At 53.9% G+C, this 13,727-nt stretch carries 11 protein-coding genes; all 11 read left to right on the forward strand.

Features of this window, described 5'->3' with window-relative positions; genetic code table 11:
- Window positions 1–140 precede the first annotated feature (140 nt).
- The 11 genes from lon (at window position 141) to hemL (ending at window position 12,660) form a co-directional block, all read left to right on the forward strand.
- Window positions 141–2,576: an endopeptidase La gene (gene lon, locus FPZ45_RS00050; protein ID WP_144696944.1), complete on the forward strand. Its 2,436-nt coding sequence runs from the start codon at window positions 141–143 to the stop codon at window positions 2,574–2,576.
- A 17-nt stretch (window positions 2,577–2,593) separates the two neighbouring features.
- Window positions 2,594–3,238: a ribosome biogenesis GTP-binding protein YihA/YsxC gene (gene yihA, locus FPZ45_RS00055; RefSeq protein WP_144696947.1), complete on the forward strand. Its 645-nt coding sequence runs from the start codon at window positions 2,594–2,596 to the stop codon at window positions 3,236–3,238.
- Between the two features lie 152 nt (window positions 3,239–3,390).
- Window positions 3,391–3,981 (forward strand): non-ribosomal peptide synthetase module, encoded by a 591-nt coding sequence (locus FPZ45_RS00060; RefSeq protein WP_144696950.1) that lies wholly within the window; start codon window positions 3,391–3,393, stop codon window positions 3,979–3,981.
- Window positions 3,982–4,268: 287 nt separating this feature from the next.
- On the forward strand, window positions 4,269–4,670 hold the full coding sequence (speD, locus tag FPZ45_RS00065; protein ID WP_144696953.1) for an adenosylmethionine decarboxylase: 402 nt from the start codon (window positions 4,269–4,271) through the stop codon (window positions 4,668–4,670).
- Between the two features lie 219 nt (window positions 4,671–4,889).
- Window positions 4,890–6,266 (forward strand): glutamyl-tRNA reductase, encoded by a 1,377-nt coding sequence (gene hemA, locus FPZ45_RS00070; protein ID WP_144698292.1) that lies wholly within the window; start codon window positions 4,890–4,892, stop codon window positions 6,264–6,266.
- Window positions 6,267–6,297: 31 nt separating this feature from the next.
- Window positions 6,298–7,119 carry a cytochrome c biogenesis protein CcsA gene (gene ccsA / locus FPZ45_RS00075; protein ID WP_186438161.1) on the forward strand — a complete coding sequence of 274 codons (822 nt, stop codon included), beginning with the start codon at window positions 6,298–6,300 and terminating at the stop codon, window positions 7,117–7,119.
- Window positions 7,120–7,140: 21 nt separating this feature from the next.
- Complete coding sequence (locus FPZ45_RS00080; protein WP_144696959.1) at window positions 7,141–7,797, forward strand: precorrin-2 dehydrogenase/sirohydrochlorin ferrochelatase family protein; 657 nt, start codon at window positions 7,141–7,143, stop codon at window positions 7,795–7,797.
- A 4-nt stretch (window positions 7,798–7,801) separates the two neighbouring features.
- Window positions 7,802–8,740 carry a hydroxymethylbilane synthase gene (hemC, locus tag FPZ45_RS00085; protein WP_144696962.1) on the forward strand — a complete coding sequence of 313 codons (939 nt, stop codon included), beginning with the start codon at window positions 7,802–7,804 and terminating at the stop codon, window positions 8,738–8,740.
- A gap of 5 nt (window positions 8,741–8,745) precedes the next feature.
- On the forward strand, window positions 8,746–10,299 hold the full coding sequence (gene cobA / locus FPZ45_RS00090) for a uroporphyrinogen-III C-methyltransferase (RefSeq protein ID WP_144696965.1): 1,554 nt from the start codon (window positions 8,746–8,748) through the stop codon (window positions 10,297–10,299).
- 1 nt (window position 10,300) lies between these two features.
- Window positions 10,301–11,290 (forward strand): porphobilinogen synthase, encoded by a 990-nt coding sequence (gene hemB / locus FPZ45_RS00095; protein WP_144696968.1) that lies wholly within the window; start codon window positions 10,301–10,303, stop codon window positions 11,288–11,290.
- A gap of 65 nt (window positions 11,291–11,355) precedes the next feature.
- A complete protein-coding gene (gene hemL, locus FPZ45_RS00100; RefSeq protein WP_425456938.1) occupies window positions 11,356–12,660 on the forward strand; it encodes a glutamate-1-semialdehyde 2,1-aminomutase in 1,305 nt (434 codons plus the stop codon).
- Window positions 12,661–13,727: the final 1,067 nt, after the last annotated feature.

Genomic DNA, 13,727 nt, shown 5'->3' on the forward strand with positions numbered 1-13,727 from the left:
ACAGGGTGAATGCCGATATCGTCTTTTCTTTTTTCATAAGAGTTCTCAACAATCATTGCCCGTTTTTGCGGCAAGCGAATACATTTGATACAATGACTGGAGTGTTTGAAATCGTTCCAGAACTGCGAGGTGCGTCAATTATGGGTTCGAGCAAACAGAAGAGCCGTTCCATACCCCTGCTACCCTTAAGAGGGCTACTCGTATATCCGAGCATGGTGCTTCACCTGGATGTAGGCCGGGAGAAATCCGTTAAAGCTTTGGAGCAATGCATGATCGAAGATCATATGATTCTGCTTTGTTCCCAATCGGAAATCAATATCGAGGAGCCGACGCAAGAAGATATTTACCGGGTCGGAACTATTGCCAAAGTACGCCAAATGCTAAAGCTGCCCAACGGAACAATCCGGGTCTTGGTAGAAGGCGTCAGCAGGGCCGAGATTGAACAATATTTGCCGAATGAAGAGTTCTACGAAGTGTTGGCCAGCGAGCTGCATGAATCGGAGACGAACGATTCGGAGCTCGATGCGCTCATGCGCGCCGTTCTCACTCAGTTCGAGCATTACATTAACCTTTCCAAGAAGGTGACGCCGGAGACGCTTGCCGCGGTGTCCGATATCGATCAGCCGGGACGGCTTGCCGATGTCATTACAAGCCATCTTTCGCTGAAAATAAAAGATAAGCAGGAAATTCTCGAAACCGTCGAGGTCCGTCCCCGTCTGGAGAAGCTTCTCGATTTTCTCAACAACGAACGCGAAGTGCTGGAATTGGAACGCAAGATCAGCCAGCGCGTCAAGAAGCAGATGGAGAAGACGCAGAAGGAATATTATCTTCGCGAGCAGATGAAAGCCATTCAGAAGGAGCTTGGCGATAAGGAAGGTCGCGCCGGGGAAGTCGAGGAGTTAAGGACGCAACTCGCCGAAGCGAATCTTCCGGAGAAGATCGCGGCCAAAGTCGAGAAGGAAATCGACCGATTGGAGAAAATGCCGGCTTCTTCCGCGGAGGGAGGCGTCATCCGCACGTACGTGGAATGGCTGCTTGCACTGCCATGGACGAAGATGACGGAAGACCAGCTTGACATCGCGAACGCTGAGAAAATCCTGAACGACGAGCACTACGGGCTCGATAAGCCGAAGGAACGCGTGTTGGAATACTTGGCGGTGCAAAAGCTGGTCAAGAAATTGAAAGGTCCTATTCTTTGTCTGGTGGGTCCGCCGGGCGTCGGCAAAACTTCGCTGGCGAAATCGATCGCGTCGTCGCTCGGTCGCGAGTTCGTACGGATTTCCTTGGGCGGGGTCAGGGACGAAGCGGAAATTCGCGGTCATCGCCGAACTTATGTGGGCGCGATGCCTGGCCGGATTCTGCAAGGAATGCGCAATGCTGGAACCGCGAATCCGGTATTCCTGCTCGACGAGATCGACAAAATGGCGATGGATTTCAGGGGAGACCCTTCATCCGCGCTTCTCGAGGTGCTCGATCCCGAGCAAAATACAACGTTCAGCGATCACTACATCGAGATGCCGTTCGATCTTTCCAACGTCATGTTCGTGACGACGGCCAACGTCGTGCATAACATTCCGCGCCCATTGCTCGACCGGATGGAGCTTCTGCAAGTGCCCGGATATACCGAGCTCGAGAAGCAGCAGATCGCCGAACGCCATCTGTTGCCGAAGCAAAAACGCAACCACGGCTTGACGGATGACCAGCTCGTATTAGAAAGAGACGCCTTAATGTCTCTGATCCGCCACTATACGAGAGAATCCGGCGTTCGGAACATGGAGCAGCAGCTCGCCTCCATTTGCCGCAAAGTGGCCAAAACGATCGTCGCCGATCCCGAAGCCGCTCCGATCGTCATCGACGCGGAGAAGCTGAAGGAAATGCTCGGGCCGCCGAAGTTCCGCTACGGCATGGCGGAGCAGGAAGACCAGGTCGGGGCAGTCACGGGACTCGCCTGGACGGAAGTGGGCGGCGATACGCTCGTTATCGAGGTCACCATCATGCCGGGAAGCGGCAAGCTGACGCTTACCGGGCAACTGGGCGACGTGATGAAGGAATCTGCGCAGGCCGCCTTCAGCTACACGAGAAGCCGGGTAAAGGAATTCGGCATCGATCCGCAATTCCATGAGAAGAACGATATTCACATTCATATTCCCGAAGGAGCCATCCCGAAGGACGGACCTTCAGCGGGCATTACCCTCGCCACGGCGCTGATCTCGGCTCTAACGAACAGCAAAGTATCGAGAGAAGTCGCGATGACCGGAGAGATCACGCTTCGCGGCCGCGTGCTTCCGATCGGGGGGCTGAAGGAGAAGTCATTGGCTGCGCATCGCGCGGGCATAACGAAAGTGCTGTTGCCCAAAGACAACGAACGCGATCTTCGGGACATTCCGGACAGCGTCCGGGAGAGCATGACTTTCGTGCCCGTCTCCCATATGGACGAAGTGCTGCGACATGCCTTGTCCGAGCCTTTGCACGCGTTAGCGGAACAAACGGCTGACGAGCACGGGTCCGGCGCGGAGGAGATTCGGCCTCCGGTGGAAGATAAGCCGGAAGACACGCCTCCGCTGGGAGCGCATTGATAGGAGACGTAATCGCCATGAAAATCAAGCAAACTGAATTTGTAATCAGCGCGGTCGGCCCGGCCCAATATCCGGAGGACGGATTGCCGGAAGTGGCTTTGGCCGGCCGCTCCAACGTTGGAAAATCCTCTCTGATCAACAAAATGCTGCTGCGCCGCAACTTAGCTAGAACGAGCCAGCAGCCGGGTAAGACGCAGACGCTGAACTACTACAAAATCAACGGAGATCTATTCTTCGTTGATTTTCCCGGATATGGGTATGCCCGGGTGTCCAAATCCGAGCGCGAAGCTTGGGGTAAAATGATCGAACGGTACTTGCGGGGCCGCGAGCCGCTTAAGCTCGTGCTTCAGCTCGTAGACGTGAGACATGCCCCGTCCGCCGACGACGTCAAAATGTACGAGTGGTTGTCCCATTACGGCATCCCGATGATCGTCGTCGCGACCAAGGCGGATAAAATATCCCGTTCGCAATGGCAGAAACATATTAAAGTCATACGCCAAAGTCTCGGAATGCCGGGACACGTTCCCCTTGTCCTGTTCTCTTCGGAAACGGGACAAGGAAGGGACGAATTATGGAGCATGATCGCGCAAGCGGCAGAAATACCGCTTAATTCCCCCTCTGAACCCCCCAACATTGCGCAGGAAACAGAGGATAACGGGTAAAAGATCGTCTGGATCGCGGGAGGAATCGATTTTTTCACGTTTTTCCCGTGAAAATCACGTTTGCCCGGGAGGAAACGTCTTGAGAATTCGCGTATAATTAAATCAATTATCGCGAAATACAATCGCAAGACAATGGGAATTGAGGAGATTTTATGGCTCAACGAGTAGCCACGGAGTATGTCAATGCCTGCTTGTCTCTGACGGAAGCCGAAATGCCAAAATTGATTTCACTATGCGAAGTTCAACAGCTTAGGCTTCAAGTATTTGTCCTGGACAACGGGAACCAGGAAGTCGTAATGGAAGACGAAGTCGGCGGAGAATCCATACGCCTGACCTTCGAACGGGTGAACGGCCAATTCCGTTGCGCGCTGACTTGCCGCGTGATCCATCTGAAACTGACCAACGCGCTACGCAAATTGGTCTCGACTTTCAAGGGCGATGCGGTCGTCAATCGGATTTATCAAGGTTTTACGATGATATATCATTATATTCAAGGCAATGTAGCACGCATCATAGAATGCAAGGGGTCGACGTTCAAGACGGTGTTCGAATATCGGAATACGGTCGGACGGCTGGAATCCTTGTATCAGAGTTGTTCGGTAGAAGAAGAAATCGAGCGTTTGCGAGGCTCGGTTAACGAACTGCTTGATTTGCGCAATCAGACGAAGGAAACCGGACTCATTCGCGAGATCGATCAACGCCTGAAATACCAAAGCAGCTTATTGTTTTCTCTCGAAGCCTGATTCGGGGGCGCATCCGAAAGAGCCATGAAGATGGCTCTTTTTTTATGGAAAAATACAAGGAAGAACCCTTACTCCACCGGCATTCGAAGCGTTAGCCGAGCTTACAAAATTAACTATTGCATTTACCCCGTATAGATGTTATTTTTAGATTCGTTGACAACACAATATTAGGAACCAGGATTCACTCAAGGAATGCGGTGAGAGCAAATTCCCTCCAAGTGAATGACGTAGGTCCTAGCGGATGAAATCAGTTTCACATTTTATTCCTAGGAAGGGGGAACCGAAAGATGGAATACTCGACTTTCGGACGACACGTTGCGGTTGACACATGGGGAGGAAACATTGATTTATTGAACAGTGCGGAACTTCTCCAATCGCACATGGTGGAAGCGGCGGAAGCTTGCGGCGCGACGGTACTCTCGGTTCAAGCGAAACAATTCGAACCTCAAGGCGCAACCGTATTGGTTATGCTATCGGAAAGCCACATTTCCATTCACACGTATCCTGAGAGAGGCTTTGCCGCGATTGATTGTTATACTTGCGGTGAAACCGTGGATCCACAGGCTGCAATCGATTATCTTGTTGACGTTCTAAAACCGGAGAAAACCTACGCGAAGAAATTAATCCGCGGACTTGGCGAACTGCAGGTCGAAGAACCAGTGATCAACCAGGCCGAGCTCGTGAAATAACGATAAGTTTAATGACCACGAGGGATAACCTCGTGGTTTTTTTCGTCTGTTTCCGGAATACGGCAAGATCAAATCGACGACAATAAGTAAAAGCTTGCGAATCGCTTTTTCATAAAGTTTTCATATTTGAAGGGAATGCGCCCTACCGACTGTGCTATAATTATCGTTGATATATACAGGCAAGTCCCTTAACTCCAAGAAGAAAGCCAGGTGAATGCCATGCATCTGATCGTGGTCGGATTAAATTACCGCACTGCTCCCGTCGAAATCCGGGAACGCTTCGCGTTATCCGAACGTGAGATGCCGCTTGCCCTGCAGGCGCTCCGGCAAACGACGGGCATTCTCGAAGGAGTCGTCGTGGCGACTTGTAACCGGACGGAAATTTACGCGGTCGTTGATCAGCTGCACGTATGCGGGCATCATATCCGCTCGTTCATGGAACAGTGGTTTAAAATCCCGCGTCAGCAGTTCAATTCGCATCTATATATGCATGAAGACGATCGCGCGATAGAGCATTTGTTCCGGGTCGCAAGCGGTCTCGACTCGATGATTATCGGCGAGACGCAAATTCTCGGACAAGTCCGCGACTCTTTCTTGTTGGCTCAAGAGCTGAACGTGACCGGAACGTTATTCAACCGTCTTTTCAAACAGGCGATTACGCTGGCCAAACGCGCCCACTCGGAGACTTCGATCGGGGAAAGCGCGGTATCGGTTAGCTACGCGGCGGTGGAATTGGGGAAAAGAATTTTCGGCCGTTTCGACGACAAGAAGGTCATGATCGTCGGCGCGGGGAAAATGAGCGAATTAACGGCCCAGCATCTGCACGCGAACGGCGCCAAGGAAGTTTACGTCGTCAACCGCACGATCGAGAAGGCGACGGAGCTTGCCGGGAAGTTCCAGGGCGAAGCCATGACGTTCGACGCAGCGCTTGACCGGCTGAGAGAAATGGATATTGTCATCAGCAGCACGGGCGCTGACCGGTTCGTAATTACTCGCAAGGACGTCGAGGCTGCGATGATCGCACGCAAGCAAAGGCCGCTTTTCCTGATCGACATCGCCGTGCCGCGAGATATCGAACCGGTATGCGGAGATGTGGCCAATGTGTTCTTATACGATATCGACGATTTGGAAGGCATCGTGGAGACGAATATGTCCAAGCGGCGCAAGGAAGCTGCCATCATCGAGAAGATGATCGATGACGAGCAAGAAGCTTACCGCCAGTGGTATACAACGCTCGGAGTCAGCCCGCTTATCCGCGCATTGCAGGAAAAAGCTGCCGTCATTCACGATAACACACTGGATAGCATGCTCCGCAAGCTTCCCGAGCTTGATGACCGTCAAGTGAAGGTCATTCGCAAGCTGACCAAGAGCATCGTAAATCAAGTGATACACGATCCGATCTTGCGGATTAAAGAGCTGGCCGCCGAGAAGCGCAGCGACGAAGCGATGAAGCTGTTCGTTCAACTGTTCGCGCTCGAGGACGACGTCGCACAGTTGAAGGCGGAAGAGAAAGCTGGAGAAAAGGCCCGGAAAGAAAATTCCGGTCCCGCTCTGGATGTCGACAAGTTGCTGGCCCAGTTGGCGGGAGCGCTATAATCACGCAACGAATGTTGGAGGCGTTGCCCCCATGGTCACCCAAGATTGGTTAACTGACGCCGTACTTTATATTTATGCCCTGAGTCTGCTGTTTTTCGTGTCCGACGCCGCTTCCGGCAACCGGAGCGCGAGAAAAGTCGGAACAGGGCTGCTTGTTTTTGTGTGGGTTCTTCAAGGCGTATTTTTGCTCGCGCTCCTGATTAAGCGTTTCACCGTTCCAGAGATCACGCTAAAGGACTTTTTGTTTGTCGTTTCCTGGCTGCTCGTTTCGGCTTCGTTTATATTGAATCGCATCATTAGGGCCGAACTGCTGGTGCTTCTGGTGAACGCGGTCGGGTTCGCGGTGCTTGCTCTTAATCTCATTCAGCGACCGCACCGCGCGATAGAGCTGGAGCCGTGGGAAGTCGCCCGCAGGCTGCTGATCGTTCATGTTAGCTTGATTACTTTGGCATTCGCTCTATTAACGATTACAGCCATTTTAGGAGTTATGTATCTTTTTCTGCATCGTAAGCTTAAATCCAAGAATTGGACGCACGTCATGAGCCGAATGCCCAGCTTGGAATGGATCGACCGATTCGCTTATCGGATTGGACTCATCGGCGTGCCGTTGCTGCTTCTATCGCTATCGACGGGAACCGCTGCGCTGCTGCAAGACAGGAATCCGGCAAAGCTGCTGGACGAGAGGGTGCTGCTTTCCTTCGCGGCGGGATTAATTTACGTTGTATACTTGGTTCGCCGAATGAAATCCCAAGATGACGGAACGCGGCTTGCCCTGTGGAATTTGCTGGCGTATGTGCTGCTGGTCTTTGGATTCTTCGCCAGCTCGGGTTCATCGTTTCACAAGATCGTATAAGCCGGAGAGGGGAGCCGTCATATGGCCGAATGGTATCCGCTGCTTCTGAAGCTAGAAGGGAAAACATGCGTCGTGTTCGGCGGCGGCCCCGTTGCGGAGCGCAAAGCGGGCGGATTGCTGCAAGCGAACGCCGACGTGCGTATCGTTAGCCCCAGAATAACGGTAACGCTGCGGGAATGGGCGGACGCCGGGCGATTGCACTGGGAAGAGCGGGAAGCCGAAGACGGCGACGTCGATGATGCCGTCCTTGTTTTTGCGGCTACGAATCGTCCGGAAATCAATCGCAGGATGTGCGAGCTCGCCAGACGGAGGGCGATTCCGGCGAATATCGCAGATGAAGGCGAAGAAGGGGATTTTCTCGTACCCGCGGTGCTGCGAAGAGGCGGGCTCGTCTTGACCGCGAGCGCTACAGGCGCAAGCCCGGCGCTTGCGACGCGTATTATCGACGAACTTGCCGTGCGGTACGGGCAGGAATACAATGAGAACATCGAAGTGCTTAAAATCATTCGCTCGATCGTCAAGGCCGAAGTGCCCGATCCGGCCGAACGTCGCGAGCTTCTTCAAGCGGCCGTGACCGACGAAGCGTTAAGCGAGTGGCGATCGACTTCTTGGCAGAACGATAAGAGCAGGCTCGTCGCTAGACTGCGGCAGAGAGCCAACGACCGAAGGGATAGATAACTCTATGCGCAATATTATTGTAGGATCCAGGCAAAGCGCGCTTGCGCTGACGCAAACGAACCAAACGATTCAATTGTTGAAGGATTTGTGCGAAAAAGAGGGGCTTGCTTATACGTTCGAAGTGAAGCCTATCGTCACCCGGGGAGACCGCATTCTGGACGTTACGCTCTCCAAAGTCGGGGGCAAAGGACTTTTCGTTAAAGAAATCGAAGAGGCGCTGTTAAACGGAACGATCGACTTGGCGATTCACAGCATGAAGGACATGCCTTTCGAGCTGCCTGAGGGGCTCGTCATCGGCGCGATACCCGAACGGGAGGATCCGCGGGATTGTATCGTAAGCCGAGAAGGCAAGCTGCTTTCCGAATTGCCGCAAGGCGCGAAGATCGGAACCAGCAGCCTTCGCCGGTCTGCCCAACTTCAGGCGTACAGGCCGGACTTTCGAATCGAATCCATGCGCGGGAATATCGATACGCGCTTGAGGAAGCTGGAAGAGGAAGGTTTTGACGCGATTCTTCTCGCGGCTGCCGGGTTGCATCGGATGGGCTGGAAGGATCGCATTACCGAATATTTGTCTCCGGATATTTGTTTACCGGCGGTTGGACAAGGGGCGCTCGCCATTGAATGCCGCGGAAGCGACGAGGAAGTGCTTGCGCTCCTCGGATTGCTGAACGATACGGCTACCGCGCGTGCCGTAGCGGCAGAACGCCGTCTTCTCGGCATGCTTAACGGAGGCTGCCAAGTGCCGATCGGGGCGTACGCCCAACTGGAGACGGATGATGCGGAAGGTTCGATCGTATTGAACGGACTCGTTGCGTCTCCGGACGGGAGCCGCTTGCTAAAAGAGGCGGCATCCGGCGCGGAGCCGCTTCAAGTCGGTTCCGAAGCGGCCGAGGCTTTACTGCGCCGCGGAGCAGACGTCATACTGGCTGAAGCAAGGGAGTGAGCCGGATGGATAAGGGGATCGTCTATTTGGTCGGAGCGGGTCCTGGAGATCCGAAGCTGATCACCGTCCGCGGGTTGGAGGCTCTGAAGCGTTCGGACGTTATCGTCTACGACAGGCTGGCCAGCCCGCAACTGCTGAATTACACGAAGCCGGATGCGGAGAGAATCTACGTCGGCAAGCTTCCCGATCGCCATACGATGAAACAAGAGGAGATCAATCAACTGTTGGTCGATCTTGCGCTTCAGGGCAAAACCGTCATTCGCCTGAAAGGCGGGGATCCGACCGTATTCGGTCGGGTCGGCGAAGAAGCGGAGCTATTGCACAGAAACGGAATCCTATACGAAATTATCCCTGGCATCACTTCGGCGATTGCGGTGCCAGCATATGCGGGGATACCCGTCACGCATCGCGATCTGGCCTCATCTTTTTCTGTCATTACCGGACACGAAAGCCCGGAAAAGCTGGATCATTCGATCTACTGGGACAAGGTGACGAACGCCACCGGAACGCTCGTGTTCCTGATGGGCGTGGCCAAGATCGGATATATCAGCGATCAACTGATCAGGCACGGGCGCTCGCCGGATACTCCCGTCGCGCTCGTTCAGTGGGGCACGAGAGCGGAACAGAGGACAGTTACCGGCATTCTTAGCGATATAGAAGCTAAAGTCAAAGCCGCCAATCTGCAGCCGCCTGCGGTTATTATCGTCGGCGACGTCGTCAAGCAGCGGGCAACGCTGTCTTGGGTCGAGAAGAAACCTTTGTTCGGACAGCGTATTCTCGTGACCCGGGCCCGATCGCAAGCGAGCGAGCTGGCGGCCAAGATCGACGAGCTCGGCGGGGAAGCTTACGAGTTTCCCGTCATCGAGACGAGGCTGCCGTCGACGAAGGAAGCGGAGTCGGCGATTGAACAGGCATTAGGAGCCGCGGAATCTTACGATTGGGTCATGCTTACAAGCATTAACGGCGTTGATTGCTTCTTTCGCTGGCTCGACCGTTTCGGCATCGACATTCGCCGTTTCCATCGCGCGAAATTCGCCGCGGTCGGGCCGAAGACGGCCGAGGCGCTCGCTTCTCGCGGCGTTCGCGCGGATCTGCTGCCCGAAAGCTTTCGAGCGGAAGGATTGCTCGACAGCTTAAGCGGGGTCATCGCGGAAGGACAAACGGCGTTGCTTCCAAGAGGCGACCTGGCTAGGAAGATTCTCCCCGAGGAGCTTAAGATTAGGGGCGTCAAAACGGTGGAGATCGACGTCTACGACACCGTGCTTTCCGTTCCCGAGGACAGATGGTTGCCTGAAATGCTGGAGCGGGGTGAAATCCATACGGTCACTTTTACCAGTTCTTCGACGGTGACGAATCTGCTTGAGGCGCTTCGCCGGTTAGGCGTGCGGAATCCCGCGGAAGCGCTGAAGAGCTGCGAGATTGCCTGCATCGGGCCGGTAACGGCCAAGACGGCAGAGGCGAATGGGCTAAAAGCGACGATAGTGCCGGATACTTATACGATAGATGGTTTAGTGGAAGCGTTGGCCGACAGAAGGCGCGTTTCGAAAGGGGAAGATTAAAATGGCATTTCCGACGGTCAGGCATCGCAGATTAAGAAGCTCGGCGGCCATGCGCAATCTTGTAAGGGAGACCAGCCTCGGACGAAACGACCTCATTGCTCCGATCTTCGTGACGGAAGGCGAAGGAGTTCGGGATGAGATCAGTTCGATGCCGGGCGTGTACCGGTGGTCGCTCGATACGATGGAGAAGGAATTGGCGGAGCTTGCAGGGGCGGGCATACAGTCCGTTCTTATATTCGGAATTCCGGACCATAAAGATGCAACGGGAACTTCCGCATACGACGACAACGGAATCGTGCAAAGAGCGATCCGCAAGATCAAAGCGCTCTATCCTGATTTTATTGTTGTCGCGGATACGTGCCTGTGCGAATTTACCGACCACGGCCACTGCGGTGTCGTCCATACGACAGAATGCGGAGCCGATATCGATAACGACGAATCTCTCGATCTGCTGACGAAGACGGCGGTATCCCAGGCTAAGGCGGGGGCGGATATTATCGCGCCTTCCAATATGATGGACGGGTTCGTGGCGGCCATTCGCCAAGGGCTGGACGAAGCGGGATTCAGCAATACGCCGGTCATGTCCTATTCGGTGAAGTATTCTTCGGCATATTACGGCCCGTTCCGGGAAGCCGCCCAATCCTCGCCGCAATTCGGCGATCGCAAAACGTATCAGATGGACGCCGCGAACGCCCGCGAGGCGTTAAGAGAAGCGCGGACGGATGCGGAAGAAGGCGCGGATTTCCTAATGGTCAAGCCCGGTCTCGCCTATCTGGACATCGTCAGAATGCTGAGGGATCGTTTCGATCTTCCCATCGTGGTCTATAACGTCAGCGCAGAGTATTCCATGGTGAAAGCGGCGGCGCTGCAAGGATGGATCGACGAGAAGGCGATCGTGTTGGAGACGTTAACGGGAATGAAACGGGCCGGAGCGGATCTGATCATCACTTATCACGCCAAGGACGCGGCGCGCTGGCTCCGGGGAGAATAGCGGGACGAGACGTGAACTCCAAGCGGCAAAAATGCGTTATCCAATTCTAATCGCAGGATGTGACGATAATGAGCGAAAATCATCAAATCCGTATCGATTCCAAATCCAAGGCGGCTTTCGAGAAGGCGAAGCGCGTCATCCCAGGCGGGGTAAACAGTCCCGTCCGCGCCTTTAAATCCGTCGAATTGACTCCCCTCGTCATCGAACGTGGCGAAGGCAGCCGGATTACGGACATCGACGGCCAGACGTATATCGATTATGTGCTTTCCTGGGGACCTCTGATCGCAGGCCACGCCCATCCGGAAGTGGTTGAAGCGATCAAGAGGACCGCCGAGAAAGGAACGAGCTTTGGCGCTCCGACCGAACTCGAGACGCTGATGGCAGAGCTTGTATGCGAGAGGGTGCCTTCCGTTGACGTCGTGCGGATGGTCAATTCTGGAACGGAAGCGACCATGAGCGCGCTGCGTCTTGCCCGCGGGTACACGAAACGGAGCAAAATTTTGAAGTTCGAAGGCTCCTATCACGGTCATGCCGACAGTTTGCTCATTAAAGCCGGTTCCGGCGTCGCGACATTGGGATTGCCCGACAGTCCTGGCGTACCGGAAAGTGTGGCGTTGCATACGTTAACGGTTCCATACAATGACCTGGAATCCGTTAAACTCGCGTTCGAACGTTTTGGCGAAGAGATCGCTGCGGTTATCGTCGAACCGGTCGCCGGCAATATGGGCGTCGTCCCTCCTCTTCCCGGCTTCTTGTCCGGATTGAGAGAACTCACGACCCAATACGGAAGCTTGCTCATTTTCGACGAAGTGATGACAGGATTCCGGGTGAATATCAATTGCGCGCAAGGCTTGTACGGCGTAACGCCGGACTTGACTTGCATGGGCAAGGTTATCGGCGGCGGACTGCCGGTAGGCGCATACGGCGGGAAAAGAGAGATCATGGAGCATATGGCTCCGGTCGGTCCGATCTATCAAGCCGGAACGCTATCGGGTAATCCGCTCGCGATGGCAGCGGGGTATACGACGTTAAAGCTGATGACGGAGGAAGCCTATCAGCTGCTGGAGCGTCTGTCCTCCCGCTTGCAGGCGGGGCTTGAGCGTAACGCCAAGGAGCACGGCGTTCCGATGACGATCAACCGCGTAGGCTCGATGGTGTGTCCGTTCTTCACGGACAAGCATGTCATCAATTACGACATCGCCAAGACGGCCAACACGGAACGCTTCCGCACCGTGTTCCGCAAGCTTCTCGACCATGGCGTCAATATCGCGCCGTCTCCGTTCGAAGGTTTGTTCGTATCTACGGCCCATACGGAGAACGACATCGATTTGACGATCGAGGCGCATAGGTTGGCTTTGTCAAAGCTATAGGACACCTGCGCTGCAATAAGGTACAGATTCTCTTGAATTTGAAGAGATCTGTACCTTTTTTAACATATCAGAAAGTAAAAAACTCGCTATAGGAGCGTGCCAGCCACTACTTGTTCGCTCCCCGGGTGATTAGTGATGAAAAACATCATACTTCTGCTTTGTGGGGTGTTGGTAGAGAGCAAGTATGATGAAAAACATCGCTATAGGAGCGCGTGCCAGCCACTATTTGTTCGATTCCCGGGTGATTAGTGATGAAAAACATCATACTTTCGCCTCGAGGGGCGCCGGTAGGGATCAAGTACGATGAAAAACATCGCTATAGGAGCGTGCCAGCCACTACTTGTTCGATTCCCGGGTGATTAGTGATGAAAAACATCATACTTTCGCCTCGAGGAGCGCCGGTAGGGAGCAAGTATGATGAAAAAACTCGCTATAGGAGCGTGCCAGCCACTACTTGTTCGCTCCCCGGGTGATTAGTGATGAAAAACATCATACTTCTGCTTTGTGGAGCGCCGGTAGGGAGCAAGTATGATGAAAAACATCGCTATAGGAGCGTGCCAGCCACTACTTGTTCGATTCCCGGGTGCTTTGTGATGAAAAATATCATACTTTCGCCTCGAGGAGCGCCGGTAGGGAGCAAGTTCTATGAAAAACATCGCTATAGGAGCGTGCCAGCCACTACTTGTTCGCTCCCCGGGTGATTAGTGATGAAAAACATCATACTTTCGCCTCGAGGAGCGCCGGTAGGGAGCAAGTACGATGAAAAACATCGCTATGGGAGCGTGCAAGCCACTACTTGTTCGCTCCCCGGGTGATTAGTGATGAAAAACATCATACTTTCGCCTCGAGGAGCGCCGGTAGAGAGCAAGTATGATGAAAAACATCGCTATAGGAGCGTGCCAGCCACTATTTGTTCGATTCCCGGGTGCTTTGTGAGGTGCTGGTAGAGAGCAAGAATGATAAGGGTTGTTTGCATTTTCAGTCATGCCCGCTTCTCCCCGGCATATAGATAAATAATGAATTGTAAAGGTCCCGGTCGCATCGATCGGGTGCTTATGCCGAAGGGA

The sequence above is a fragment of the Cohnella terricola genome (assembly GCF_007786475.1).
In the GTDB taxonomy this organism is placed as follows: domain Bacteria; phylum Bacillota; class Bacilli; order Paenibacillales; family Paenibacillaceae; genus Cohnella; species Cohnella terricola.